Source organism: Paenibacillus turpanensis, from assembly GCF_011421635.1.
Taxonomy (GTDB): Bacteria; Bacillota; Bacilli; order Paenibacillales; family YIM-B00363; genus Paenibacillus_AK; species Paenibacillus_AK turpanensis.
Genome location: NZ_WTLI01000001.1, coordinates 1 through 24,833 on the forward strand (window position 1 = coordinate 1; position 24,833 = coordinate 24,833).

The window sequence follows — 24,833 nt, forward strand, 5'->3', positions numbered from 1 at the left end:
CTTAGTTTCAGGTCAATATCGTATAACGTTCTTTCCGCGAAATACGCGAATGCTTACGAAACTTGGGGTTAGGCGTATTCGTGATAATATCCCCGCTCCGATTCGCTTCACGCTGACCCTCTTCCTATCCTTGCACGAGACCCACATTGTACCTCCGACCCCACCCACGGTTCCCTTTCCTCACCCGCCAAATCCTACCGCTCCAAAGCTATTCCTCCATATCCATGAGACGATCAAGCGGACTTTTGATGCGCCTAATATCCTTGATGCTGACGTGGGTGTAGATCTCGGTCGTCTTTGGGCTGGCATGGCCGAGCAGCTCCTGGATGTATCGCAGGTCGGTTCCTCCCTCGAGCAGGTGTGTGGCAAAGGAATGCCGCAAGGTGTGAACGGTAGCGGGCTTGCGAATGGCTGCCAATCGCTTGGCGCGTTCGAAGGCAAACTGGATGGACCGCACATGGAGCGGCTTATGTAACCCTTCCCCGCTGGGAAATAGATATTGGTCAATGTCAGTCAACCTCATATATTGCTGCAGCAGCCGGTAGGCGGCATCGGAAAGTACGGTGTAGCGATCCTTTTTCCCTTTGCCTTGCCGGATATGGATGACCTTTCGCTCCGGATCTATATCCGATCTTCGTAAGGCGACGACCTCGCCGATCCGAAGTCCCGCGGAATAAATAACTGTCAAAATGGTGCGATGCTTGATATTCGGCACCGCTTCTAACAGCCGCTTTACCTCGGATGCGGTCAGCACCGTCGGCAGCTTCTTCTGCCGTTTGGGCCGAACCCAAGCCCTTGCAAAACCAGAACGCTGCTCAACCTCACAAAACCAAAACCGCAGCGCGCTAATGGCTTGGTTAATATAAATAGAGGTCCGCTCCTCATGAACCAGCAGGAGAATATACTGCTGCACGTCGCTTACGGTAACCCGTGACAAGCATTGGCTCTGCTGCTTCAAAAATCGCTTAGCATGACCGGGGTAAGCGCGCTGCGTCCCCGGCTGATACCCTTTTTGCTTCATCCATTCGTTCAATTGTCGCAGTGAATCAAACTCATACGGTGTCTTCAACGCACGCATAGCAGGAAATTCCGTATAAAGATACGAATCTGCCACACTGGCAGGCACCTCGCAAAAGTAATGGCATAAAACCGAAACCGCTTCCTGCGTCCTTGGGATCACCCAACAGCGGCGGACGGCATCCCATCGTCTACCGGGTACCCTGCGAATCCATTCCACCCACTGAGGAATCCGCGGAACAAAAACGGTTAATGTCGCCTCCGCCCCATCCTCAATCCCAATCTTACCAATTATTTTCGATCTCTTCTCCATAATTACCTCCTCTTCCCTTTACAACCACAAAAAAAAGAGACGACAAAATACAATTGTCGTCTCCGATGCTTTCGGATGAATAAATTATCAGAACTGATGTTCCCACAAGTGGAATTATACCATATTACTCATATTAATCAACGTAAGCCACTTTTTCCTGCGCGGTTTCGAATTCAAGCAGCAGCCACGTTCCCTGAGCAGAGGTGTGAATCGACATCCGATCCGTGGCCACATACATGAGAGAAAACCCTTTTCCCAAGGAGCGCTTGCTGCTGTACCCCGAAATGAGAATCGTCTTCGGCAGCTCATGCAGCGGAATCCCCGAGCCTTGATCCGAAACCAGAACCTGCAGCATCCCCTCGTCGGACTCGTATATCGATACCTTTCCATCCGCTGCGTGCTTAATCAAATTAGTCACGCCTTCGCTGACGGCCAGCTTCATATTCATTAGTTTACGCGGATCAGTCGGCTTCAAAAATCCGGAGGTGAACGCCCTGCTCTTTCCAACATCCGCTGTGGTCAAGATATCCATGGAGCCGAGAAACGTGCCAAGCTTCCCCTTCAATTCTTCACGTGTGAGGCAAATTGTGATTTTTTGGTGGGACAAGGTTTCAATCACATCTTTATACGCCTTCATCGAGTCGTTATAGATCTTACGCTCATACTGGACCATCGGTGTAATATCAAGCAAAAAAATGCGCACCTCCGCATCCTCGGGGTAATAATGCGCCTCAAACACGCGTTCCTCGTAAGTCAGCACCTCATGAAATGGTTTTCGCAATTGCCAACACAGCTTGGCCAGCTTCTTAATCTCATCATAAGGAGCATTCATATCCATCCCAAGCATTCGATCCGTGTTGTCATAATAAGTAAGCAAGGAGGCTTGACCCAGCCGTTGAAGCCGTTTCTCGCACTGCTCCTCCTGCTGCTCTGCAATATCTTTCGGCGATTCCCGCTTTTCTAAATACGGAAATCTCTCACGCAGTTCGCGAATCGTCTGTATCGTAACTGCAGAGACAAGGGACGGATCCAGACTTTTTCCAGACATTTCCTGAAGCAGTTCAAATACAATTTGATCATCTTTATACTTGAACATAAGTATGTCCAGCTCATTACAAACAGCAATGATTCTAGATTCCATAGGGATGTTTGTGCCAGCCAAGCCTTCCGGATAACCTTTTCCGTCATATCGTTCATGGTGATGCAGGATCCACGCAGATGCTTTGGGATTGGACAGAAAGTTCCGAACGATTTCCGCCCCTTTTTCGGAGTGCGCTTGAAATTCTTTCTCCTCAGATAGCGTGAAGGCTCCACGTTTTTGCAGCAACTGCGGCGGCAGCACCACCTTGCCGATATCGTGTACAATGGATGCTTGGATCAAATCATTGATTTTATCCTTAGGATAGGGAACCGTTTCAAGTAATTTTTCACATATAAACCCAACGCGTTCCCCATGCCCCTCCATCTGATTCGACATTCTTGATTCAAACAACCGAATAAACTGCTCCGAAGCCTTATGATTCACCTGCATTTGTTGAAAATACCCTCTGGAGAAAAAAACAATGATACCGAGATAGATCAAGAAGACAACCGCCTCCTTCACCCAGTCCTCTCCATGAGTTAAATAGTGAACGCCGACCACCGAATACGTAATGATTCCAACAGCCATTATCTTCGCCCTGCTCATAACACGCCGCCAAATCGGAACTCCATTGCCTTTTCCTTCTACTGCAATGAGTACATGCTTGAATACAAGAAAGAGCGTAACAGCTGCCAGAACTTTTAAATAAATGGATGATGATTCGAGCAGCTCCCATGCGGCGTAGGCTCCAAGGGCACTCACAGTATAACGGCCATACATAATCATAAACCATTTAATCATCATCCGCTTCGGTGATTTCCATGTATGCTTTACAGAAAAAAATGCGGTACTAAGAGCAATTCCTACCATACAAGCAGCATAGCCATAACTCATCAACAGCATTAGATAACAAACGATTCCTGCAGTGTAATACTCCCCGCGAAACAACCGCATCGGAAAAAAATCGAAGATGACCATGAGAAGCAATAACGGCCAGATAGACTCAAACGGAATTAAAGGGAATTGATAGAGTAGCACAAACATGGAAAGAACACCTATAAAATACATCATACGGGTATATTTCGTTTTCTCGATTACGGGAGTCTTTCCATCCTCCATAACACTCCATTTTCGAAGCATTGAGGCCATCCTTTTCATCGTCATTACCGCCGATCTCAGTAATATGGTTAGGCCAAAACATTCTCCCCAAAAATGTCCTCGATTTGCAAAAACTCAAACACTTCCATCACTTCTGGACGTACGTGCGTAATACGTACAGCTCGCCCGAGCTCCAGCAGCGCTTGAACAATTTTGATGAGAAGACCGATTCCGGTCGAATCGACGAAATATACCTCGGAAAAATTCATTTCAATCGTGGTGTACTTCACAAGCATCGGCTGGATCTCGGTTTCCATCAAATCCGTCACGTCAATATCGATATCACCTTCAAAAAAAATTACCGACTGCTCGCCATTTTCAAACAATTTATAGGTAAACATAGCTGCACTCCCTTAGTTTAATTTTAGATTGCCGTCCGCATCGAGCCGGGCATGAATATGTGTGCCGTTTTGCATAAATTGATGGGAACGGTTACCCACCTGAATGATCGTATTTTCCATAACTCTTGCAATCTTGATGAACGCATCAGCCGGCACTTGAATGCGGGTAGCCGCACCGCCGTGGGCCCCTGCCTCCTGAATGGATGTGCCAACATGCGCATAATACGTTCCACCCCGGAGAAAACCATTAACCTGAAGCTGCCCCCGGCAGTGAACAGTACTGTTATAGCATCCATTGTGAACGATCATATCACCACCGGAATACATATAGCTGTTATGTGCATAGTTGAACTTCATAAAGGACGCAACCTCCTCATTCAACTGACACAGCGCGAACATCCCTTCTGTCAATTCCACGAATTGGGCTACATCCCCTGCCGTATGAAACGTGCTTGAAACCGGGTTTAAGAAGCCTTTATGCACGGACTCCACATATTTTCCCCAAGCGGGCTCAAGCTCCGCTTCATAGGCAGACAGCTTCTGCGCTAGCTGAGTAAATTGCTGATGCAGACCTTTGAATTTCCCTTGCAGCAGTACTTGAATCAGCGTCCGCAAGCCTGTTTTTTGCAGATCAGCGACCTTGAAGGCACTGGCCCCGCTCACTTGGATAACCGCCTGCTGAAGCATTTTGACATTCCGGATAATCTCTCGCAAAATCGGCTCGATTTCCGCCATGACAATACTGCCCTTCCCAGCCGTAACATTACTCGTAATAATATTTGAACGAACGATGATTGATTGGGTTGCGCTCACGGTTGCCATGTTGCTATTGCCTTGAATCGTTACATTGCCAAGAGCGTCGACGGTCATTCCATCTTGGACCGAGCCAGTAATTTCAACATCCCCTTGGAAATGAATGTTTCCGCTCGCCAAGTCGACATCTCCCCCATGCACCAGCTTCGGGACGATGGAAACCGTCAGAATCTGACCTTTTTGCTGAATTTGAGGCATTCCCGCTTGAAGCGCAACAATCTTTGAACCTGAATCAATTAGAGATACGCCTTTTCCTTCAACAAAACGCAGCTCTTGAACGGGGTCCGCCACAATCTCCGCTCCGGTTACTGCAGTACCCGGCTTTCCTGGCACAGGCGGCAGGATCATTCCGATCACACTGCCTTTATCAACGGACGGAAACTCCTTAATTTCTCGAAAATCTACCGTGCCGTCTTCCCTTTCCTTTGGGGATGACTTTCGAGTTGTTGTATCCAGCAGACTTTTAAACTCGCCATGGGAGCCCGCTTCCGGCGCCTTGCCTGCAGCAATGATAAATTGGCCAGGCACCGTCGCCATACACGCTTTGCCGATTTCATCATGCTGAATGCCGAATACGACCCCAAGCTGACGCAGCTTTTGCTCAATATCCAATGGATCCAATGGAATAAACTGCTTACTTTGCTCAACACGCAGCACCGCCATGCGAGCTGGAGACAGATCCTCCAATTTCTTATCCATTCGGTATCCCGGGGTTACGGTCAGTCTTGCCATCAGCTTTCGTTCATCAAGGTCAATGCTCCATACCGGCTCAACGGCTTCCTCCTCAAAGGAAATTTCAAACCGGTCACTTTCCTTAACCTCCACTGTCTTTTCAACCATGACCCCGTTTTGAACAATTTTCACCCCAGGGCAAGGAGTCATCATTGGATGCTGATCCGGCGCATCTTTACAATGAATCATGCCGCCGACAACCCATACATGTCCTCCCAGCTCTCCCGCCGCCGAAACCGAGAAGGCATCGGAGCCCGGCGCATCGATGGAGGAGTCAATTAAATCTTCTATCAGCTTTTCAATGGACACCGAAGCCTCGGCATGATTCGCAGGCTCTGAAACAGCCTTGGGCCGAACGAGTGTGACACGAACAACCGCAGGCTTCGCTTTGCCAAAAAAACTTTTTGCTTCCGTTTCCAAAATTTCAATATGCACCTCCTGCTTGGAGGCCTCTAATAAGTCAAGCGCCGTTTCAATGGCCAGCTTCACTGTTTTCCCCTTGGAAACCACACTTTTTTCCATTCTCCCCACCGCCTTTATGAGCTAAAGTAGCCTAAGCCCCAATGAGCAACGAAAAAAGAAGACCTCCGAAAAGGGGGTCTTCTCCCGCTAACTTTTCGGCAACCCGGCTGCCATTGCATTGCACAGTGTAGCTATCATCTTTGATGTGGCGAATGCGTTAGGCCCGTGGCTTTGCGTCCCTGACTTTCGTTCAGGTTTGCCTTTTTCGATTGTCTAATAGGTAATTTGGACTAGGTAATATATACTATAAATATATTGGAAATATGGAACGTTTACAAGTCTTTTAATTTGGTAATTCAATCCAACTTTACTTGAGGAGGATGGAGATCAAACAAACATCATCCGCTTTATTGTCTCGAAGGGACACTACACGGTCAATAAACTCCTGATTATTTAGGGAATGAAAGCGCACTGCATCCAGCTCTAATTGGTGAATCCCTGCGGATATGGCGGTCCCCTTCGTTTCCACAAGACCATCGGTATAAATGACTAAACGATTCCCCGTTTCATAAGGAATGTAAGCGGTTTTAACATTCGGGGTTCGCTTCACCCCAATCGGCACACATGCGCTTTCCAATCTTGCAGCGACCTCTCCCTGCTGAATAAGAAGACCAGGCGGATGTCCTGCATTAAAATACTTGATATGCTTACGCTGGATATCGATCACCAAATAAATGGCCGTTAAGTAAACAAACTTTTTCCCGCCTCCGAACAACTGCAGCATTTGACGGTTCAATTCATAAAAGATTTGTTCCGGCTCGGTTCCCCGGTTTACTAAGCCTCCCAGCAAAGAACGGATGGACATGCTGATTAAGGAAGAGGACAAGCCGTGCCCGGATACGTCAATAAGCATGATGCCATACCGGTGCTCATCGATTGGCGTCCAATAAAACATGTCTCCCGATACCTCGTCGGATTGAATATATGCGCCATGTATCTCAATATGTTGATCGACAATGGGCGGGCTCAACACGCTTCTTTGGATCGTCTTGGCTAGCTGAAGCTCTTTTGTCATTTTCGCTTCACGGTCTTTACGGCTGTCCATTTCCTTCTTCAAGGTTATTGCCGATTTCACCCTTGCTAAAAGCTCCACACGCTCAAACCCTTTTTGGATAAAATCCATGCCTCCGGCATCGAAAGCATCCTGTAAGTGGTTTTTGTTCGCGGTTACAAAAATGATCGGAAGATCACGGTAACGGCTGCAGGACTTGATGCGGCGGCAGGCCTCAATACCGTCCATTTCCGGCATTACTACATCTAGCAGAACTAAATCGAATGAAGTAATCGGTCTGCCGATTTCTTTCCCGTCGGCATCCATTCCGAGTTTGATATATGCATCCTGAGCAGAGCTGGCCGTATGAATATTCGAGTAGCCGGCCTCCTGCAGGATATCCTGGAAGAATTTCATGTTGAGCAGGGAGTCGTCTACAATCAGGATACTCATGATGCATCTTCCTTTCCGCCTTTGTATCTTAATAATTCGACAATTTTTGCGAAATTCCTCTTTTCATCTTTTGGATTGCGTTATTGTAGTAATAAAGGCCTATATCGGACAAGAAACAACAGCCGGTCCCAGACAGCATGACGAGAAGCAGGTTCTGCATAGCAGGATACTTCTGCCTTGATCATTTATGACATCATCCACGTAGCACGTGTATATCCAAGCCTCATTCCGCAGCGCTCCATGTTCCGGTGGCTCGTCGAGGCGAATGCGGCTTGACTGACGGCAAGCACCGCTCCCTGCATCTCCGCATCCCGCAGCCTGCGTTGAATGAGTGCCTGCTGAATCCCGCGGCCCCGAACCTCCGGCAGCACCGCTGCAAACGTAAGCGATGCTGCATTCCCCTTCGTGTACATCACCGATACCCCGGCAGCCTCCCCTTCTAGGGACGCAAGGTAGAACGACCATCCTTCCCGGCCTAGCAGCACCCGGTTATTATGCGCCACCTCGACCGCTCCGGACAGCGGCAGGCCTGTTCCTAAACAATGAATTCGTGCGTAGATGTCAATCTCATCCGGCTGCAATGGGCGAATGTCGATCCTGTGAGAGGGATCGTTTTCTCTTGCCATAGCGCCCCTCTCTGCTCCTTCAAGTCTTTTCACAGAAGCCGCCTCTGACTGTAACCCACGATAAAAGCTGGCATGATAACCAACCGGCCGGCAGTCCTTCTCCAGCAAAGCTTGCATGGTCTCCTTCCCCGCGCGTCCCGGCACCAGCTCAATGGTCGCTTTTCTGCCTCGCTCCCGGTAAAGATCCAGCATTTCGTCAAGCTGAGGAAGATCCGCATCGCTAAAGCCCTTAATCGTGTTAAACTGCGGCCATGGCATCGCTTTGCTGTAAAGCAAGGTTGAAGTGCCCAGCCTGTGCAGCTCCACTCCCATTGGATTTCCTTCTCTCTCTTGAATCGCAATCATCCGATCCGTCATATATTCGATTTCCGAGCGCTCCAGCGCTTCGGCCAGCTGAGATGACATGTACATTGATAATCCCTCACCTTACATCCATAGTAAGCACTGCCCAACTCATTTCCATTTTCGTTCGACCAGTACGTTGTAACAAAATTCTCCAGCAACTAAAAAATCCCCTGCACCCAACATGAACATGTTGGATACAGAGGATTTGGTTTACTACATTATTTTGTGAAAATGTCTGTAAGTACAGGAACAATCTGCGATTTGCGGGACACAACGCCTTTAAGCACCGCTTTGTTATTTTCCAGCGTTACGTTGTAGGCTTTCTCTACCGCATTCGCCGAACGTCCGAGAGCAAGGCCGATCGAATCGTTGTTCAAGATGTCCGTTACGACAAACAGGAACAGATCCAAGCCCTTCTCTTCAATAATGCCGTTCAAAGCAGCTTCAATCTCAGCTTGACGGGACAGAACGTCGTTCGTGTCAACCGCGTTCACCTGTGCGATTTCAACCTTCGCGCTGCCCATTTGGAATTCCTTGGAGTCGAGGGAAATGAGCTGAGGAACCGTTTTGTCGCTCAGGTCAGCGCCTGCCTTGAGCATTTCCAGACCGTAGGCTTCCGCGTTTACACCGGCAATTTCTGCGAGCTCGCGAGCTGCGGCAACGTCTTCCTGCGTGCAAGTCGGCGACTTGAAGAGCAGCGAGTCGGAAATGATCGCGGACAGCATGAGGCCTGCAACCTCTTTGCGGATCTCCACGCCGTTTTCCTTGTACAGCTTCTTCAGAATGGTCGCTGTGCAGCCAACCGGCTCCGCGCGGTAATAAAGCGGACCGCTCGTTTCGAAGTTCGCGATACGGTGATGGTCGATTACCTCAACGACACGAACTTTCTCGATATCGGAAGCGCTCTGCTGACGCTCGTTGTGGTCAACGAGAATAACGTCCTTCGCTTCGTTCGCAACCGTCTCCACTTGGCGAGGCGCTTCTACCTTGAAATAGTCGAGCGCGTATTGCGTTTCGCCGTTTACGCTGCCGAGGCGTACTGCTTCCACCGATTGGCCTAAGCTCTTCTTCAGCTCCGCGTAAGCAATCGCCGAGCAAATGGAATCTGTGTCTGGATTTTTATGCCCAAAAATAAGTACTTTTTCCATCGTATGACTCCTTATTGGTTTATTTTGGCGAGAAAAGTATACCGTAGATCGATATTCCAATCAAGATTATATCGTGAAATGCCATTAATTCCAATCCCTTTAATGGGTTTTTTTCGGTATTCTTTTCCTCGGCCGATGTTATAAACCAAATGCCTGCTCTAAGTCGCGAATCTTCGCTGCGTCAATCGTCACGATGGAGCCAAGACTCTTCGCATCAATCAACGCGGCGGCGCTGTATTCCGCAACCTCCAGCCGGTCGAATGCCTCCAGCAGGCTTTTGCCGGTCGTCACGATGCAGTTGTTTTCCACGATAGCGATCGGCGTGTCCTTTACAAACCGGCTTGCTGTTTCCTGCTCCTTCTCGTAGACGGAGCGAAACGGCAGCTTTGGCGTGCCGCGCAGTAAAATATAGCTCTCCGGAATCGTACGGGAGTCAAAGGTGCTCTCGGTCACTGCAAAGGCCATGATGCTGGGCGGATGCGCAATAATGACCGAATGAATATGCGGATGCTGCTCGTAGATGGCTTGGTGCAGCAGCACCGAACGGCTCGGCGTTTTTCCAGCCTCAATCGCCCCGTTCTCCACCCGCACCAAATGCCCCGGCTCGACGTATTTCCGGTCCATGCCATAGGGCGTAATCAGGAAGGAGTTTCCTTCCAGCCGTTGGGAAAAAGTCCCCTGCGTGCTCGTAAACAATCGCTGATCATACGCGCGGCGGATAAAGCGGCACATCTCCCTGCGCGCTTCCCGCTCCGGTGTCGGGAAGCCTTCAGGCGTAAAGCTGGGAAGCTTTGGCTTCTGCTGAGCGAGCCGCACCGTGTTTAAGCTTTCTTCATCCAGCAGCAGCGGCTGGCCGACCCGTTTCGCCTGGATCTCCAGTCTCGCGCAAAAATCAAGGGTTTCAAATACTTGAAACGCGGTAAACAAATCCGCCCCACCAACCACGACTCCGTGGTTTTCCAGCATTACCGTATTGATGCCTTTGGCGAACACCTCGGCAATATTGCGCCCCAGCTCCTCGCTGCCCGGCAGCGCGTAGGCGGCCATGCCGATTTCGCCGCAAATTTGCCGTTCGTTCGGCAGCAGCCGTGTATCGGGAGCCGCTCTCACGATGCTGAAGGTGACCAGCGCAGGCGGATGGGCGTGGATCACTGCCTTCAAATCCGGCCGGGCACGGTAAATGCTCTGATGGAACGGCAGCTCGCTGGACGGCTTATGATTCCCGATCACCTCACCGCTGGACGTAACACAAACGATATCGCTGCGAGTCAACGCGCCTTTATCGATCGCCGACGGCGTAATCCAGAGGTCACCTTGATCATCAACAATCGATATATTGCCGCCAGAGGTCGTCGTCATTCCGTACGTGTAAATCCGTTCCATCATTAAAATAATTTGATCGGCAGGATGTAGAAGCTCAAACTGCATACCCAGCACCTCACTCACGAATATTTGTTTGTATTTGATTGTGTTTGTTTTCCTTTGTTTTACTATATACCAAACACACGCTGCTTTGGAATGATTTCCATCACAGATCGGAGAGAGATTCGCTTCGTCTTGCCATCCACGCCAAAAAGGCCAACCTCTGATATGGTTGACCTTTTTCATTCCTACATATGACGATGATTAGCGTCCGTATCCCTACTTTATGAATGTACCTGATGAGAATCCGCGTCGTTTCCCATGCTGCGGAGGCAGCGCAAGCCATACCTTGTTTTATTCCTCATCCTCGGAATCATACGTGCAGCGGAACCGTTCGACGCCCGGATACAGCTCACCCAAGCTTTCCACGGCAAAGCCGATGTTCCGATAAAACTCGATGGCTTCTTCGTCCGTATCGGCCACCACCCGCTTCGGCTCTTCCGACGCTAGCAGCTCCAAAATAATACCTCTGCCATACCCTTTTCCGCGCTCTAACGGATCAACGGCAAGATGCAGCACGCGGATGACTCCGTGCTCCAGCTTCTCATAGCCGATAAGCCCGATCACTTCGCCCTCTTCCTCCAAACCTAACAGCGAAAGCTTCGGATTCGTTTTATACAACGCCCGCGCCCGCTCCAGCTGCTCCGGGTCCGGAAACACACTGTATCCAAGCAGCTCGGCAATTTTCCCGTCCTCCAAACGGTGTTGAATATCGATCAGCATACCAGCACTCCTAACCTTTTCGAATACATACTGCTTTTAACACTGTACCACAACTGCTCCGCAGCCGGAACTGGCCCGGGCTAATCGTACGAGCAAAGAAAAAACCGGCGTCTGATAGACACCGGTTTTGCCCGCTAGCGGGTTATTATTTCTTTTGAGCTGCCTTGTAGGAAGCGTTAAACTCTTCGGTAATAGTTTTACCGCCGTCTTGGTTCCAACGCTCAACTTCTTTCTTGAAGCCAGCTTCATCGATGTTGCCCAGGATGAACTTGTAGGTAGCGTCCTTAATGATTTCTTGCAGACGTACGCCGCGCTCTGCATAAGTCGGGGAATCCAATGGAGCTGTCGGATCGTTGATCAAGTACTTGTTGTTATCGAGTGTAAGCTCTTCCGCTTTACGCTTCGCAGGAAGCTCGTGGTAGAACTTAAGGCTCGGGATTGTGCTCGGTCCGCCGATCAGGAGCGACTGGTAAGGCTTAACTTCCTTGTCTGTCAGCTTCGTGTCTTGAACTGGAGCAACCGCGCCGTCCTTCATGCTGTAGTGCTCGCCTTCAACACCGCTATAAATCAAGAGGCCAAGCTCTGGGGACATCAGCTGATCGTAGAACGTCAAAATTTTCTTCAGCTCGTCTTCTGTCTTCACTGCGGATTTCGGGAACAGAACTACGTTACCATATCCTGGTACAGACCAGATGCCGTAGCCCTTCGGTCCGCCGTCAACTACGTTGTGAACGTCAAGAACGGCTTTCGGGTTAACATCTTTAATCTTCTTATCCATGCTTACAACGTCGCCCATCGAACCGATATACATACCGGCTTTGCCTGTAATGAACAGGTTCTGCTGGTCGTTCTTCGAAGTTACAGGGAAGTCCTTATTGATCAAGCCTTCCTCGTAAAGCTTTTTCATGAATTTCATTGTTTCTACGTAAGCTGGATCTTCGAATTCTGGGTACAGCGTGCCGTCTTTAATGCCCCAGTTGTTCGGTGTTCCGTGCCACGAAGCGATTGTTTTGAATGCACCGTAAACGAGATCGCTGCGGTCAGTCAAGCCGATCGTATCGTTTTGGCCGTTTTTGTCCGGATCGTTTTCTTTGAATGCTTTCAGCATTTTGTAGACATCATCCAACGTTTTTGGAGCGCCCAGACCGAGGTTGTCCGCCCAATCCTTACGATAAATGATACCGGAACGTGCCGATGGGTTTTCTCTGTAGACACTATAAATCTTACCGTCGACCGATGTGTTTTCCAGAACGGTCTTGTCCAGCTTGCTCAGGTTCGGGTAGTCCTTCAGAAGAGGTCCGATTTCCCAGAACTGATCGTTGCGGATCGCGTCACGGAACATGATCAGCGAGGTTTGGTTTTTTAAATAAGTAACCTTCGGAAGTGTTCCTGTTGCGAAAGCGGCATTCAGCTTTTCTTCATAGCTGCCGTCCGGAACCCATTGGATTTCCAGCTCGGTGTTGGTTTTCTCTTCGACCATTTTTTCTATCTTGTCGGAAGGAACCTCTGCCGTATGCAGGTTAGCCATAATACTGATCTTTGTTGCTCCGTTCGCTGCGCTGCTGCCTTCTTCAGCTGGTTTCTCCCCGCCGCAAGCCGATACCATAGAAACGGTAACTGCAGCGGCAAGCATCATGCTTACCCTTTTTTTGTTCATTCTGCATCTCTCCACTTTTTCTATATATTTTTTGTACTGCACATCTCAAAGTATAAGTCTTCGGAGTACTGTCCGTACATAATCCACACATCAGCGCTTGTTGAAACACAAAACACAAAAGCCGCAACACAAGGCAGCTTCTAAGGCACCCCCTTATCTAATGATTATCGAAAAAATAGATGATTACTCGATGAAAACGCTGTCGTATCAAGCGATCTGATTCAATGATCATGCTTTGATTATCATTTTTCCCCTTTAGAAAAGTCTCATTTTCCATTCCATAACAAAAGGAGCCACTGTATTAGTGGCCCCTGCAAACTGATTTTCAATTATGCTTTCCTATTATGGTGATCCGAAATATGTGCCCGGTTGTGTCGCCTGCATGTACCCCATCGTTTCCGCAGCCAGTGAGCTTCGGTAATCACTGTCCTGCAGGAAGGTCGGAAATCGCTGCTGGGAAGGAATGGTGGTCGTATAAATTCGCAGTTCGCTATTGTTATAGATATACCACACTTCCTCCCTCCAGTCGCCGATAATATCGCCGTATCCCATCGGTGCGCTGCGCGAACCAACCGAGCCCTCTGCCGTAAGCAAACGCGTTAGTGTTCCGGTGCTGTAATTCCACTTATCGATCTTGGTTCCGTCCAGCAGCTCGCGCTGTACATCGGCATCCCACCAGATCGCCATATTGACGCTGGAAGGCTTCGTTCCGATCTTTGTCCCCGTACTGCTGTATAGATCGCCTTTGGACGACCATACCTCCAGCCCCCGGTAGCGCGGGTCGATATCTGCGGCCAAGCCGCGCCCCACGTCCGCCCACGAATCATCGCCCTGTCCCCAGATTAGCTTTCCCGTACGGGCTTCGCGAAGACTAATCGGATTCTCATAATCTCCGGGATCCTCTTGGATATAAAAGATTTCTTTGCCCGAACGATCCGGGTTAATATCAGTCATATGCACCCGGTCGCCATGACCTTCGCCAGTTGTCCATAGCGTTGTTCCATTATCGTCAATAGCGACGCTTCCATTAATAATTTCGTCGCGGCCATCATTGTCAATATCACCGGCGCGGAAATTGTGGAAGCCACCGCCGCCACTTTGCGACCATGCCCATTTGCGCGACAGATTGCCGCCGCTAAAGTTCCATGCCTCAGCCTTCAATGTCGTATACGTTCCGCGGAACGTAATGAGACTCGGCCGCTGTCCGTCTAGAAACGCAATCCCAATCAAATTCCGATTGACCCGATTGCCGTAGCAGTCGCCCCAATCACACACATTGCCGCGTGCAATCCAGTTTTCCCGGTCGCGGATGGCACCCGTTTGCCCATCCAGAATGACCAAATATTCCGGTCCCGTTAAAACCCGTCCGTCGCTATTAAAATAATTCGTCGTACCGTCACCGTTCCAATCCTGGTTAACCTCGCCGAATTTTGTCGCTACCTCAGCTTTGCCGTCCCCATCTAAGTCGTAAACGACAAACGGCGAGTACCAAATGCCTGGACGAATGTTTTTCCCAAGGTCGACACGCCACAGGAATGTTCCGTCGCTCTTGTACGCTTCAAGCTTGTAGGTTTCATTGGGTATGGTGCTTTGCGAAGGGTCGATATCCCCGTTCCCTCGCTTCACTACGAAATCCATCGTCCCATCCCCGTCCAAATCGCCGGTGCCGACCATTCTGGCTGCTTGTCCCGTATCATTTCGCAGCGGTACACTAATATAAGGCCGGGCAGGAGCATTCGCAGGAATGGTGAAGGAGGCGCTGGCTGCCTGCTCCTGTCCGTTGATCACTGCCCGCACATAATAACTGTTAGATTGCCCGATACTTACTCCCGTATCCACCCAGTTCGTACTCTGCGTAATGGGTTGGGAGTTCAGCTTAACCGCGCTCCCGCTGCCTGTTTTTCGGTAGACGTTAAAGCCGGTGCTTGCGGAATCGGATTGCAGCAGCCTCCAGCCGACATAGACGTTGCCGCTTCCTTGATAAACGGCGACTACGCCTCGGTCCGAAAGCGTAATCGCTGCTGCTTCGACCTTGCCGGTGTTAATTGTTGAAGCGGGAATCCATGCAGCGGCTGTCATGACCCCGCAGAGCAGCCATGAAATCGTCTTCTTACGTCCTAATGTTACCATTCTCATAAATTATTTCGCCTCCTCATCATTTTTGCTTCTTTTTGTTTAGACATGGGTAACGAACTGCAGATTAAGCGCTTTCAAAATAAGGTGCCATCCCGCCGCCAACCACTTTTTTTGCCGTAATGACTCCGTTATCACCCCTTTCCATGAATACAGCAACTGCGTTGTCTAGATCAATCTTTCAATTACACTTCCATTTAAACAAGAAGCACTTTAAAACTACAATAGGACAATCTTGTTTCATATGATCATTTCAACTAAAAATGATAAAACGATTTTGTCTAAAGTTGCAGTTTTTTGATTGAAGAAGTATTTCCCCCTCTGTAGATTGGAATCCGCGTCAAAAAAAGCGCCCAGGATCGTGTCCTGGACGCTTTGTTCTGACCTGTGATCTCGGGATCACGTGATCACGGAATCTGCCTATCATATGTCTCAACTCATTCCGAAGCTCCGTCACCCGGCGGTTACGCCGTCTCCTGCGCCCGGTATTTCAACACAAGACCTTGATACACCGACGAGCTTCGCATCAGCTCCTCATGTGTCCCGCTTGCGGACACCGTACCGCGGTCAAACACATAAATAACATCGGCATTTTGAACCGTGGACAGCCGGTGTGCGATTATAATCGTCGTTTTGCCTTTACGCCGCTCATCCAAATGATGCTGAAGCTGGCGTTCCGTCTCCAGATCAAGCGCGGACGTCGCTTCATCCAGCAGCAGCAGCTCTGCGTCCTTTAGCAGCGCCCGTGCAATCGCCAGCCGCTGCCGTTGGCCGCCTGAAAGCGTGATCCCCCGCTCACCGATCAGCGTATCGTATCCGTCGGCTAAACCGGCGATATAATCATGGATTTGAGCGGTGCGGCAAGCCTCCACCAGCGCGGCCTCCGTCACCTCTCCTAAGCCCATGATCAAATTATTACGGATCGTATCCGGAAATAAGTAAGGCTCCTGGAACACGACGGACAGCTTAGCCGCCCAGTCTTTACGCTTAACCTCCGATAAAGGCTCTCCATTGACCAGAATCGCCCCTTCTTCCGGCTCGTAAAAACGGGCCAGCAGTGCGGCCACCGTCGATTTACCGCCGCCGCTCGTCCCGACCAGCGCAATTTTCGCGCCAATGGGAAAGTCCAACGATATGCCGCTCAACACCTGATCCTGACGGCCCTCATAACGGAATGCAACCTGCTCAAAGCGCAGGGACGCAACAGGGTCGTGTAAGGACTTTGCCCCGTCCCGGGTGATTTCCCCATGCAGCGCGGCGCGCAGCCGTTCCACGGAGGCAAGCTCCGCCGAAAACTTCATGATAAAGTGAAAAATATTATGAAAGGACTCCATCAGCCTTGAGGAAAACTGAAACGTAACGACAAACATGCCGATGGACAGCTGATCCTCCAGTACAAGCCAGCCTCCGTACAAAAGAACGATCAGCGTCGCACCCCATTTGACCGGATCGCTGAACAAAATTTGTCTGCCCATCAGCTTTGCTTCCTTCATCGCGCTCTCGTAATAACGGCCGAAAAGCGTGTTATACCGCTCATCCTCCCACTTCATCCGGTGAAACGCGATGACCTCTCGAGTCGAGGACACGCCTTCTTCCATATGCACAAGCAGCTCCGATTTTTTCTTGTTCACGTCCGAAGCGAGGAGCTTACGTCGTTTGCCGAAGTAATTGCCGATCACAAAGTAAAGGGCACTAAAGGCTAACAGCATCAACACAAGCTTAATATCGGCGAGAGCAACGATCCAGATCAAAACGACCGCACTCGCGATATGCTGAATCGTGCGCGGAACAAATCCGCTTATAAATTGGCAGCTCAATTGCAAGTCCGTGGAGAAGTGGTACACAAAAGTCGCAGTCCGTTCCTTTTGCAGCAGTGAAATCGGCAGACGATACATCCGTTCCAGCAGTTTACGCGACATCAGCTTCTTCATCTTCGCCACCGTCCGGTAGGGCATAAGAGAAGCGTACGTAAACAGGAACGCATGCAGCAAATAGGCTCCGGCAAGCAGCAGCACAATGGAAAGAAACTGCTGCGGGTTACCGCCGAGCAGCACATCGTCGATCATCCGCTGCTGCAGGGCCACAGTAGCGAGTGCGCTGTACGACTCCGCGGTCAAAAGCAGTACCGACAGAAGGATCCACCAGCGAAACGGCTTCGCCTCTTTCCAAAGCCAACGCAGGCTACCCGACTTCTTGTCGTTGTTCATCACTCGACTCCTCCTTTGCCAGGGAGTAGAAAACTCCCTTTGCCGCAAGCAGAGCTTCATACGTTCCCGATTCCACCACACGCCCGCCATCGAGTACAAAGATCTCATCGTAATCCTTAATCGTCGACAAGCGGTGCGCCACCGTTAGAATCGTTCTACCGGACAGCAGCGTATCGAGCGCCTGCTGCACCTCGGCTTCGCTGACATTGTCCAGCGCCGAGGTTGCTTCATCCAGCAGCACGACAGCAGGATTTTTCATATACATTCGGGCGATCGCAATCCGCTGCCTTTGCCCGCCGGACAGCTTCACGCCCCGCTCCCCGACGACCGTATCGTACCCTTCAGGCAGCTCACGGATAAAGCTGTCGGCGTAAGCGGCTTTCGCGGCCTGAACGACCTCTTCATCGGAAGCTTCAGGACAGCCGAAACGAATATTTTCGCGGATGCTCGCACCAAACAAATACGTTTCCTGAAATACATATCCCAGCGCATTTCGTAAACTGCCGAGCGACAGCTCATCTACCGGGACGCCATCCAGTGTGATCCTGCCCTCCTGCGGATCGTAAAACCTACCCGCCAGCTTCAAGATCGTCGATTTTCCATTGCCGCTTGTGCCGACCAGCGCTGCCCTTGTCCCTGCCGGAACTGTAAAGCTCAGTCCCTGGAGCACGGGCGGCTTCCCTTCATAGCCAAAAACAACGTCATGAAAGCAAAGCTCGCCGCGAACCTGTTTCAGCTCCCTCGAAACTTCCGGCTCCCGAATGTCCGGTTCGGTTTGCATAAATTCATACAGCCGCTGCGCCTGGTACATCAGCACCTTTTGCTCCGTAATATTGGTCACGACTGCAGTCAGCCGGTGCATTGCAGCAAAGTAATACAAGGTAAAGGCAACAAATTGTCCGGCAGCGAGCTCGTTATTCACAAACAAATAGTAACCGTATACAAAAATGACGATCCCGCCGATATAATAGCTCATCCGCCGGTTGCTGCCGCGCAGATAGGCATACCAGAACATCTTCAAAAAGCTCGCATTGTGGGTATCGACCTTCGCTTGATACCGCTCCATATCCCAAGCTTCAGAGCCGTGCGCCCGCAGCTCCGCGAGGGACGATATGCTCTCGTATACCTTCTGCTGCTCGGCAATCCGATCCTGTGCAAGCTGCTTACCGTACACAGAAGCAAGGCGCTCCAGCTTGGGGCCGAAAATATAATAAAGCAGAAAGCTTGGCAGCACGATAAGCGTCAGCTGTACACTCGTTGCCACCATGACCCCGATCGAAATCGCCGAAAAAACAATTCCATTGATCATCCAAGGAAAGCCCTGCCGGTACAGCTTCTGCACCTCCGCGACCTCCGTATTCAAAAACGACAGCGTCTCTCCGATCGGCCGCTTCTCAAAGTACGAAAACCCGAGCTTCCTTAAGTGCCGAAACATGCTGTATTGCAAATCCCGGGCCGCCTTTTCCTGCAGCTGGCGTTGTGACAGATTTTCCAGCACGCTTGCTCCAAACATGAGCCCCAGCGCCGCAGCCAATATGCCGATCAGCAGCAAAAACTCCGTCTTCACCCCTGTGGCTCTCTCTTCTGGAACAATGACATCGATAAAATGCTCGATCAGCTTCGGGATCGCCAGCTCCACAGACGAAACAACTCCCATGGCCAGCACGAGAAGTACAAGCGTTTTCCAGTACGGCTTCATAAAAGAAAGAGTCCAGGCATAAACCTCAAGCATACGATGCGAATTAGGATTGTCAGCAGATTTCGTCCTTGTTTGCAGCAACTCCCCACCCCCATACTTCATTCCTTCGTTCCTGCATGCGTTTCTATAATCTACCATTAATTCTAATAGAGGACAATCCTCAGTTTCCAAAAATGAATGCGCTCCAACAAAGCAAAAATGGACCTGTTTCCAGGCCCATTCCATCATGCTTCAGACATCCCGTCCTCGCACCGTTTCGGCATTCGCAGTCGGCTGCTGTCCAGACGCTTCTTCCCGCTCCTGCTCGGTTTGGGGAGTATTAGAGCCCTCGGTTCCGCCCGCGATAAACGTATCAATCGCGCTAACCTCGTCTTCCTCCCATTTTTTCGAATACGCCTTGTTGGTAATCCAAATGGTCGGATAAATGACTAAAATGGCAATGATCCCTACGGTCACCCATACCCCAATGCTAACCATCCGCTTATGCTCCCCCTGCTGCATCCTCGTCCTGTCCCTCATTCAATTGCTGCGGCTCAAGACTGTATTTTACCTCGGAAAAATTCCGAATGATTCGTTCCTCGTTCTCCACATTGCCCGTGCGCTTTGCAATCGTCCTGCGCCAAATCTCGTTTTGCCGGTAATACTTCCCGTCCTGCTCCATAAACCGATGATTCCATTCTTCCATATGATAAGTATAAGGCCATTCGTTCGCGCTGCGAAGCGTTCCTTTTAGGTGGCGGTCAGCGACCTCGACTTCAAATTGAAATGTTTCCGCCGTACCGTTATAAAAGCGAAGATCAACATAATTATAAAAGACACTCGCGCCGCTGCCAAACGGCAGCACCCGGCGGTCATCGGGAAACGGATCGAAGCTGTGATGATGCCGCTCTACAATGTCCAGCGGCGAATGCAGGGCAAGCCAGAACAGCAGATTGGCCAGCTGGCAGATGCCCCCGCCTACCCCGGTTCGCACCTCGCCATGGGATAGAAGCAGCCCTTCAATATATCCTTTGCGCGCCGTTGTCTTTCCGACAAGCTTCCAGAATGAGAACGTTTCGCCCGGGCGGATCAATATGCCGTGAACCCGGCTTGAGCTGAGCCGCAAATTCGTTATTTTGTTTTCCTGCAGCTGCGGGTCCGTTGCACCAAGCCTTCTGCGAAGCAGAGACTGATGCCTTTTGCAGACAAAAGGCAGCGGCTCACTGACGGTTCGTGCGTAGCGAATCCGCGGATCGAAGTTTTGCATATGCCGGCTTAAACGCAATTGGGCCACCCGAAGCCGGTACAATGCCGGAAACACCCTGCCTACTCGCTCTTTCCACATCGCTTATGGTCACTCCCTCGCTTCATGATTTGAGGCTTCGCTGCTGCAGCCTGCCATCGATGCGTGAACTACGCGCGAAATCCGAGCAGCCAATCCAGCCGGCGCACCTGGACTGGCGCAGGCATGATGCGCAGCGCCGCATTGCGTGCGGCAATCGCCGCCGGCAGCTCAAGCTGCACGAGCTTCGCCATTCGCCGCGAGCCGCGTACCACGGCGTTCGTGCGGGGAATGCGCGCCCGCTCGTAAGCGCGCAGCAGCTGCGGCAGGCGGCTTAGATCGCCGTCGGCAGCGGCGATTTGCAGGTGGCGGCCCAACACCAGCGCGTCTTCCATCGCTTGGGCGCCGCCCTGCCCCAAATTCGGCAGCATCGGATGCGCCGCGTCTCCCACAAGCGTCACGCGACCCTTTCCCCATTGCGGCAGAGGCACGCGGTCATAAATATCGTGCGAGAGAATCGCCTCCTCTTCCGTTGCCCGGATCGCTTCAAGGACGGGTTCGTACCAGCCGCGGAACAATGAAAGCGCCGTTTTCTTCCGAAATCCCTGCGGAATGATTTGATTTTCCGGCCCGTTTACGGCCGAGAACCAAAACACATTTCCGTCGCCGAGATGCGACAGACCAAAGCGTCTGCCGGGTCCCCACGCCTCAAAGCCGCCGCCTGCTGAGGACGTGTAGAGACCCTCCCCCATTCCGGACAGCCTGCAAATGCCGCGCAGCGCGTGATAGCCGGAATAACGAAGCGGCGACAATCCGAACAGCTTCTCTCTCACTTTTGAATAAAGTCCATCGGCACCGATTAATAGATTTCCTTGAAGCTCAGAGCCGTCGGCAAACACCGCCGTAATGCCCTCTTTATGCTCCGTCCATCCGACGCACTGTTTCCCGTATCCAATTTCAGTATCCTCTCCCATCGCTTCCAGCAGCACCGACTGAAGCGCCGCGCGATGAATAAGATAGCTGTATGTGCCGTAAATCGCGGCCTGTTCGTCCACCGGCAAGCGGGTCAGCAAGTCGCCCTCCCAGGATCTGATGTCAGCGGTCTTTACTGCCGCACCCTTCCTGCGAACCGCTTCGGCAATGCCCAGCTCCCCGAGAGCATGCATCGCGTTTGCGGCCAGCACGATGCCGGCTCCGGCTTCCCGCAACGCAGGCGCCTGCTCGCAAAGTACAGTCTCCCATCCCGCCCTTTGCAGTGCCAAGGCTGTGCACAGCCCGCCGATGCCCGCGCCGATTAAGACGGCCCTCGGCCTCTTCCCCATTACCCCGTTCTCCTTTTCGATTCACCAACGCTGTAATCGATTTCCCTGTTGGTATTTTTTCACGATTTTGTATCTAATTGTTGCCTATAATTTATCATTCGTCAAATTGAAATCGAGTCTGATACAATAAAGCTACGTTGAATGGAGGTATCTTGAAATGACGATCTACTTTTTTGTTATGCTGACGGTTTTATTTATCGGGGTCATCGCTACCTTGATTATTGGACATTCTCAAGAAAATCGCGAGGAAACGCCTCGTTACATGCTCGGCTCGAAACGAAACCTGATCATCATTACCCTGATTTATCTCTTAGGTACAGGCATATTTCTTGCACTCATGTTTCTTAAATAGTCGACCAACACGTATTGGCCTCTCCGGTTACATCTCAATAAAATATCGAAAAAAGTCGAAATATGTTATATAATCGTGTGGACTCTCGACTTCTTAAGGATTATTTCACCATGGGCTTGGAGTGAACACAATGAGCACGTATTCTTTTGTCCTTTCTTTACATTTATACATAATTCCAATTGCTTTATTGTTTTATATGGCTGTAGAGATTTTTCTGCGCGACCGCAGGAATACGTTAAATCGGCTCGCTGCAGCCGTTTTTCTTATGATGCTGCTGCTGCTAACCAGCGATTTTTTCACGAAAATGTTTCCGCTCGAGTATAGTCAAGTGTTGACTCGCTGGTTTAAGCTAATCCCCGCATTTCTAATCCAAGGGTTTATCCTGCATTTTTATAGCCGGCTAACCGACCGTTTCGCACGATGGTCCTTTATTCGCACCGCCGTAACCTGTTATTTGCCTGCGATCCCTTTGGCTCTCCTTTTTTATCCGTCGGATTTATTCTATATCCAAGTCAACAGCGAAGGAGTATGGAAAGCTGCTATCCTTAGTCCTGCTTTGTACATGCTTGTCATCATTCCAGCCGTATATACGTTGACCCTATCCACTTATTTTCTCGCGACGGGCCGCCGTCACATCAAACGCACCCATAACTCGCCAAATCAAAGAAAACAAATCCGGCTGATCATGATCGGCACGGTGATCGGTGGAGCAATTGCCATATTCGGCTCCTATTTCAACCCTCTGCTCATGTTTTCCGATTCCTTTAGTTATCCCGAACCGAGCAGCTTAGGCATGGTCTTTTTTGCTTTAATGGTTCGGTACGCCATGACAAAATACGAATTCTTCCCTTCGATTGAGCGAAAATACAAAATTTTATATGACCGCTCCCCGATGAGTATTCTTTTGTTCAACGATCAAGGTCAAGTGATCGAGTCTAACCCTGCTTCCCTTGCCCTGTTTCGTAAATCAAGGCGGGAAATGCTCCGCTGCACATATAACATGCTGCTGGCACCCTATAGCGGCACGGCCGCCTCTCCTTCCGCTCGAGCTAATATTGTAGTAACGAACGTGCCGGGAATCCCCGAACGTCTGCTCCAAGTAGACAGCGAAATGATCACTTCGGGCGGAGAAACCTACAAATATATGCTGCTCCATGATGTGACCGACAATTTGATTGCCGAACAGAACATCACCTACATGGCTTATCACGATGCATTAACCGGACTGTACAACAGGCGCAAGTTCCAGGAGACGCTGCAGGAAATCACTCAGGCCTCTCAGGCTTCCAGCCGGTATACCGCTGTACTGCTACTTGATCTGGATAAGTTCAAGCATATTAACGATACAAAAGGACACTTGGCGGGAGACCGTATGCTCCAGCATTTCAGTCTCCAGCTGCAAAAGCATGCAGGACAAGCACTGCTCATCTCTCGATTGGGCGGCGACGAATTTGCATTACTCGTGAATAGCGACTCCTCAGAGGAGATCGAGCATTTGTGCCAATCGATCTTAATTGCGTTTGCGGTGCCGTTCATCGCCGATGACGAGCAGTTCTACATTACGGCCAGCATTGGAATCAGTATGTATCCGGACTATGGTACGGACCCGGAACAATTGCTTCAATATGCCGACATCGCCATGTACGAATCAAAACGTAACGGTCGAAACCGCTATACCTTCTTTCACAGCGGAATGGTGGAGCAGGAAAAGCGCAGGCACACCCTGGAAGCACGTCTTCGTTCCGCGATTGCCGAAGAACGGTTTGCTCTTGTTTATCAGCCGCAAATCGATCTGGAATCCGGGCAAGTATGCGGGCTGGAGGCACTGGTGCGCTGGCGAGAACCGGATGGAACCTTCATCTCCCCAGTGGAATTCATTCCGGTTGCTGAAGATACCGGGCTGATTGTCCCATTGGGCAAATGGGTCTTGAAGGAAGCCTGTGCAACGGCAAAACGCTGGATGGATCAAGGCCTGCCCGAAATCTCCCTTTCCGTGAACGTATCATTCCGTGAGCTCACGGATGAAGAATGGTACTCGGGTGTTAACACAATTGTCGCCGCTTCCGGCTTCCCATCACGTCTCGTACATCTGGAAATGACCGAGAGCTCCATTATCGCTGACGAGCATCAGGTAAAGATGGTTTGCAATCAGCTCCTGTCCCAAGGCTTTCAGCTCGCGATCGACGATTTCGGTACCGGCTATTCAACCTTTGCGGTGATCCAAACGTTGCCATTCCAGTATCTCAAAATCGATAAATCGATCATTCAAAACATCGAGGATAGCGCAAATACGCAAACGATTGTAAAAGCAATGATATCGATGGCACGGAGCCTCGGCCAACGGGTCGTCGCCGAAGGCGTTGAGACGGCGGGGCAGGCTGACATTCTGCGCGGCTTAGGCTGTCACAGCGTCCAGGGCTACTACTTCAGCCGCCCGTTGCCGGAGAAAGAAGCGCTTCAGTGGGTGCTGCAGTTTAATGACAGCGAAAAAAGGGGAGTCGGGGCATAATCCCGCTC

General features: G+C 50.6%; 18 protein-coding genes and 1 riboswitch. Of the genes, 2 read left to right on the top strand and 16 right to left on the bottom strand.

Annotated elements, in window-relative coordinates:
* Positions 1-208 precede the first annotated feature (208 nt).
* The 16 genes from GQS10_RS00005 to GQS10_RS00080 all read right to left on the bottom strand — a co-directional run bounded on the left by GQS10_RS00005 (position 209) and on the right by GQS10_RS00080 (position 21,964).
* Complete coding sequence (locus tag GQS10_RS00005) at positions 209-1,330, bottom strand: tyrosine-type recombinase/integrase (RefSeq protein ID WP_207952062.1); 1,122 nt, start codon at positions 1,328-1,330, stop codon at positions 209-211.
* A gap of 133 nt (positions 1,331-1,463) precedes the next feature.
* Positions 1,464-3,215 carry an HD domain-containing phosphohydrolase gene (locus GQS10_RS00010; RefSeq protein WP_166237717.1) on the bottom strand — a complete coding sequence of 584 codons (1,752 nt, stop codon included), beginning with the start codon at positions 3,213-3,215 and terminating at the stop codon, positions 1,464-1,466.
* Positions 3,216-3,598: 383 nt separating this feature from the next.
* The gene (locus tag GQS10_RS00015; RefSeq protein ID WP_166237719.1) at positions 3,599-3,910 is read right to left on the bottom strand and encodes an STAS domain-containing protein; all 312 of its coding nucleotides are present in this window, start codon (positions 3,908-3,910) and stop codon (positions 3,599-3,601) included.
* Positions 3,911-3,922: 12 nt separating this feature from the next.
* Positions 3,923-5,977, bottom strand: a complete 2,055-nt coding sequence (locus GQS10_RS00020; protein ID WP_166237721.1) for a flagellar assembly protein A — start codon at positions 5,975-5,977, stop codon at positions 3,923-3,925.
* Between the two features lie 94 nt (positions 5,978-6,071).
* Positions 6,072-6,188, bottom strand: a riboswitch (cyclic di-GMP riboswitch).
* A 96-nt stretch (positions 6,189-6,284) separates the two neighbouring features.
* Positions 6,285-7,421, bottom strand: a complete 1,137-nt coding sequence (locus tag GQS10_RS00025) for a fused response regulator/phosphatase (protein ID WP_207952063.1) — start codon at positions 7,419-7,421, stop codon at positions 6,285-6,287.
* Between the two features lie 185 nt (positions 7,422-7,606).
* The gene (locus GQS10_RS00030) at positions 7,607-8,458 is read right to left on the bottom strand and encodes a GNAT family N-acetyltransferase (protein ID WP_166237723.1); all 852 of its coding nucleotides are present in this window, start codon (positions 8,456-8,458) and stop codon (positions 7,607-7,609) included.
* Positions 8,459-8,610: 152 nt separating this feature from the next.
* A complete protein-coding gene (locus GQS10_RS00035) occupies positions 8,611-9,540 on the bottom strand; it encodes a manganese-dependent inorganic pyrophosphatase (RefSeq protein WP_166237725.1) in 930 nt (309 codons plus the stop codon).
* 138 nt (positions 9,541-9,678) lie between these two features.
* Entirely contained in the window at positions 9,679-10,968 is a 1,290-nt protein-coding gene (locus tag GQS10_RS00040) for a class II aldolase/adducin family protein (protein WP_166237727.1), read from the bottom strand.
* A gap of 288 nt (positions 10,969-11,256) precedes the next feature.
* Entirely contained in the window at positions 11,257-11,685 is a 429-nt protein-coding gene (locus GQS10_RS00045) for a GNAT family N-acetyltransferase (RefSeq protein ID WP_166237729.1), read from the bottom strand.
* A 145-nt stretch (positions 11,686-11,830) separates the two neighbouring features.
* Positions 11,831-13,342: an extracellular solute-binding protein gene (locus tag GQS10_RS00050; protein WP_166237731.1), complete on the bottom strand. Its 1,512-nt coding sequence runs from the start codon at positions 13,340-13,342 to the stop codon at positions 11,831-11,833.
* A gap of 342 nt (positions 13,343-13,684) precedes the next feature.
* Positions 13,685-15,478 (bottom strand): rhamnogalacturonan lyase family protein, encoded by a 1,794-nt coding sequence (locus GQS10_RS00055; protein ID WP_166237733.1) that lies wholly within the window; start codon positions 15,476-15,478, stop codon positions 13,685-13,687.
* A gap of 461 nt (positions 15,479-15,939) precedes the next feature.
* The gene (locus GQS10_RS00060) at positions 15,940-17,682 is read right to left on the bottom strand and encodes an ABC transporter ATP-binding protein (protein WP_166237735.1); all 1,743 of its coding nucleotides are present in this window, start codon (positions 17,680-17,682) and stop codon (positions 15,940-15,942) included.
* Positions 17,657-19,381, bottom strand: a complete 1,725-nt coding sequence (locus tag GQS10_RS00065) for an ABC transporter ATP-binding protein (RefSeq protein WP_166237737.1) — start codon at positions 19,379-19,381, stop codon at positions 17,657-17,659. Before GQS10_RS00065 ends, GQS10_RS00060 begins: the two co-directional genes overlap by 26 nt.
* 231 nt (positions 19,382-19,612) lie before the next feature.
* The gene (locus GQS10_RS00070; protein ID WP_166237715.1) at positions 19,613-19,858 is read right to left on the bottom strand and encodes a hypothetical protein; all 246 of its coding nucleotides are present in this window, start codon (positions 19,856-19,858) and stop codon (positions 19,613-19,615) included.
* A gap of 4 nt (positions 19,859-19,862) precedes the next feature.
* A complete protein-coding gene (locus tag GQS10_RS00075) occupies positions 19,863-20,705 on the bottom strand; it encodes a VanW family protein (protein ID WP_166237739.1) in 843 nt (280 codons plus the stop codon).
* Between the two features lie 68 nt (positions 20,706-20,773).
* Positions 20,774-21,964 carry an FAD-dependent monooxygenase gene (locus GQS10_RS00080; protein WP_166237741.1) on the bottom strand — a complete coding sequence of 397 codons (1,191 nt, stop codon included), beginning with the start codon at positions 21,962-21,964 and terminating at the stop codon, positions 20,774-20,776.
* Positions 21,965-22,121: 157 nt separating this feature from the next.
* Between GQS10_RS00080 and GQS10_RS00085 the strand changes: the two genes are divergently transcribed.
* On the top strand, positions 22,122-22,316 hold the full coding sequence (locus GQS10_RS00085) for a hypothetical protein (RefSeq protein WP_166237743.1): 195 nt from the start codon (positions 22,122-22,124) through the stop codon (positions 22,314-22,316).
* A gap of 196 nt (positions 22,317-22,512) precedes the next feature.
* Entirely contained in the window at positions 22,513-24,825 is a 2,313-nt protein-coding gene (locus GQS10_RS00090) for an EAL domain-containing protein (protein ID WP_166237745.1), read from the top strand.
* The last annotated feature ends 8 nt before the right edge of the window (positions 24,826-24,833 follow it).

Bases quoted from the DNA above. Each gene is read 5' to 3' on its own strand.
- GQS10_RS00040 (WP_166237727.1), bottom strand. From the start codon at position 10,968: ATGCAGTTTGAGCTTCTACATCCTGCCGATCAAATTATTTTAATGATG.
- GQS10_RS00055 (WP_166237733.1), bottom strand. From the start codon at position 15,478: ATGAGAATGGTAACATTAGGACGTAAGAAGACGATTTCATGGCTGCTC.
- GQS10_RS00025 (WP_207952063.1), bottom strand. From the start codon at position 7,421: ATGAGTATCCTGATTGTAGACGACTCCCTGCTCAACATGAAATTCTTC.
- GQS10_RS00035 (WP_166237725.1), bottom strand. From the start codon at position 9,540: ATGGAAAAAGTACTTATTTTTGGGCATAAAAATCCAGACACAGATTCC.
- GQS10_RS00070 (WP_166237715.1), bottom strand. From the start codon at position 19,858: ATGGTTAGCATTGGGGTATGGGTGACCGTAGGGATCATTGCCATTTTA.
- GQS10_RS00005 (WP_207952062.1), bottom strand. From the start codon at position 1,330: ATGGAGAAGAGATCGAAAATAATTGGTAAGATTGGGATTGAGGATGGG.
- GQS10_RS00020 (WP_166237721.1), bottom strand. From the start codon at position 5,977: ATGGAAAAAAGTGTGGTTTCCAAGGGGAAAACAGTGAAGCTGGCCATT.
- GQS10_RS00080 (WP_166237741.1), bottom strand. From the start codon at position 21,964: ATGGGGAAGAGGCCGAGGGCCGTCTTAATCGGCGCGGGCATCGGCGGG.
- GQS10_RS00045 (WP_166237729.1), bottom strand. From the start codon at position 11,685: ATGCTGATCGATATTCAACACCGTTTGGAGGACGGGAAAATTGCCGAG.
- GQS10_RS00015 (WP_166237719.1), bottom strand. From the start codon at position 3,910: ATGTTTACCTATAAATTGTTTGAAAATGGCGAGCAGTCGGTAATTTTT.
- GQS10_RS00050 (WP_166237731.1), bottom strand. From the start codon at position 13,342: ATGAACAAAAAAAGGGTAAGCATGATGCTTGCCGCTGCAGTTACCGTT.
- GQS10_RS00065 (WP_166237737.1), bottom strand. From the start codon at position 19,381: ATGAAGCCGTACTGGAAAACGCTTGTACTTCTCGTGCTGGCCATGGGA.
- GQS10_RS00010 (WP_166237717.1), bottom strand. From the start codon at position 3,215: ATGATGATTAAATGGTTTATGATTATGTATGGCCGTTATACTGTGAGT.
- GQS10_RS00090 (WP_166237745.1), top strand. From the start codon at position 22,513: ATGGCTGTAGAGATTTTTCTGCGCGACCGCAGGAATACGTTAAATCGG.
- GQS10_RS00075 (WP_166237739.1), bottom strand. From the start codon at position 20,705: ATGTGGAAAGAGCGAGTAGGCAGGGTGTTTCCGGCATTGTACCGGCTT.
- GQS10_RS00085 (WP_166237743.1), top strand. From the start codon at position 22,122: ATGACGATCTACTTTTTTGTTATGCTGACGGTTTTATTTATCGGGGTC.
- GQS10_RS00030 (WP_166237723.1), bottom strand. From the start codon at position 8,458: ATGTACATGTCATCTCAGCTGGCCGAAGCGCTGGAGCGCTCGGAAATC.
- GQS10_RS00060 (WP_166237735.1), bottom strand. From the start codon at position 17,682: ATGAACAACGACAAGAAGTCGGGTAGCCTGCGTTGGCTTTGGAAAGAG.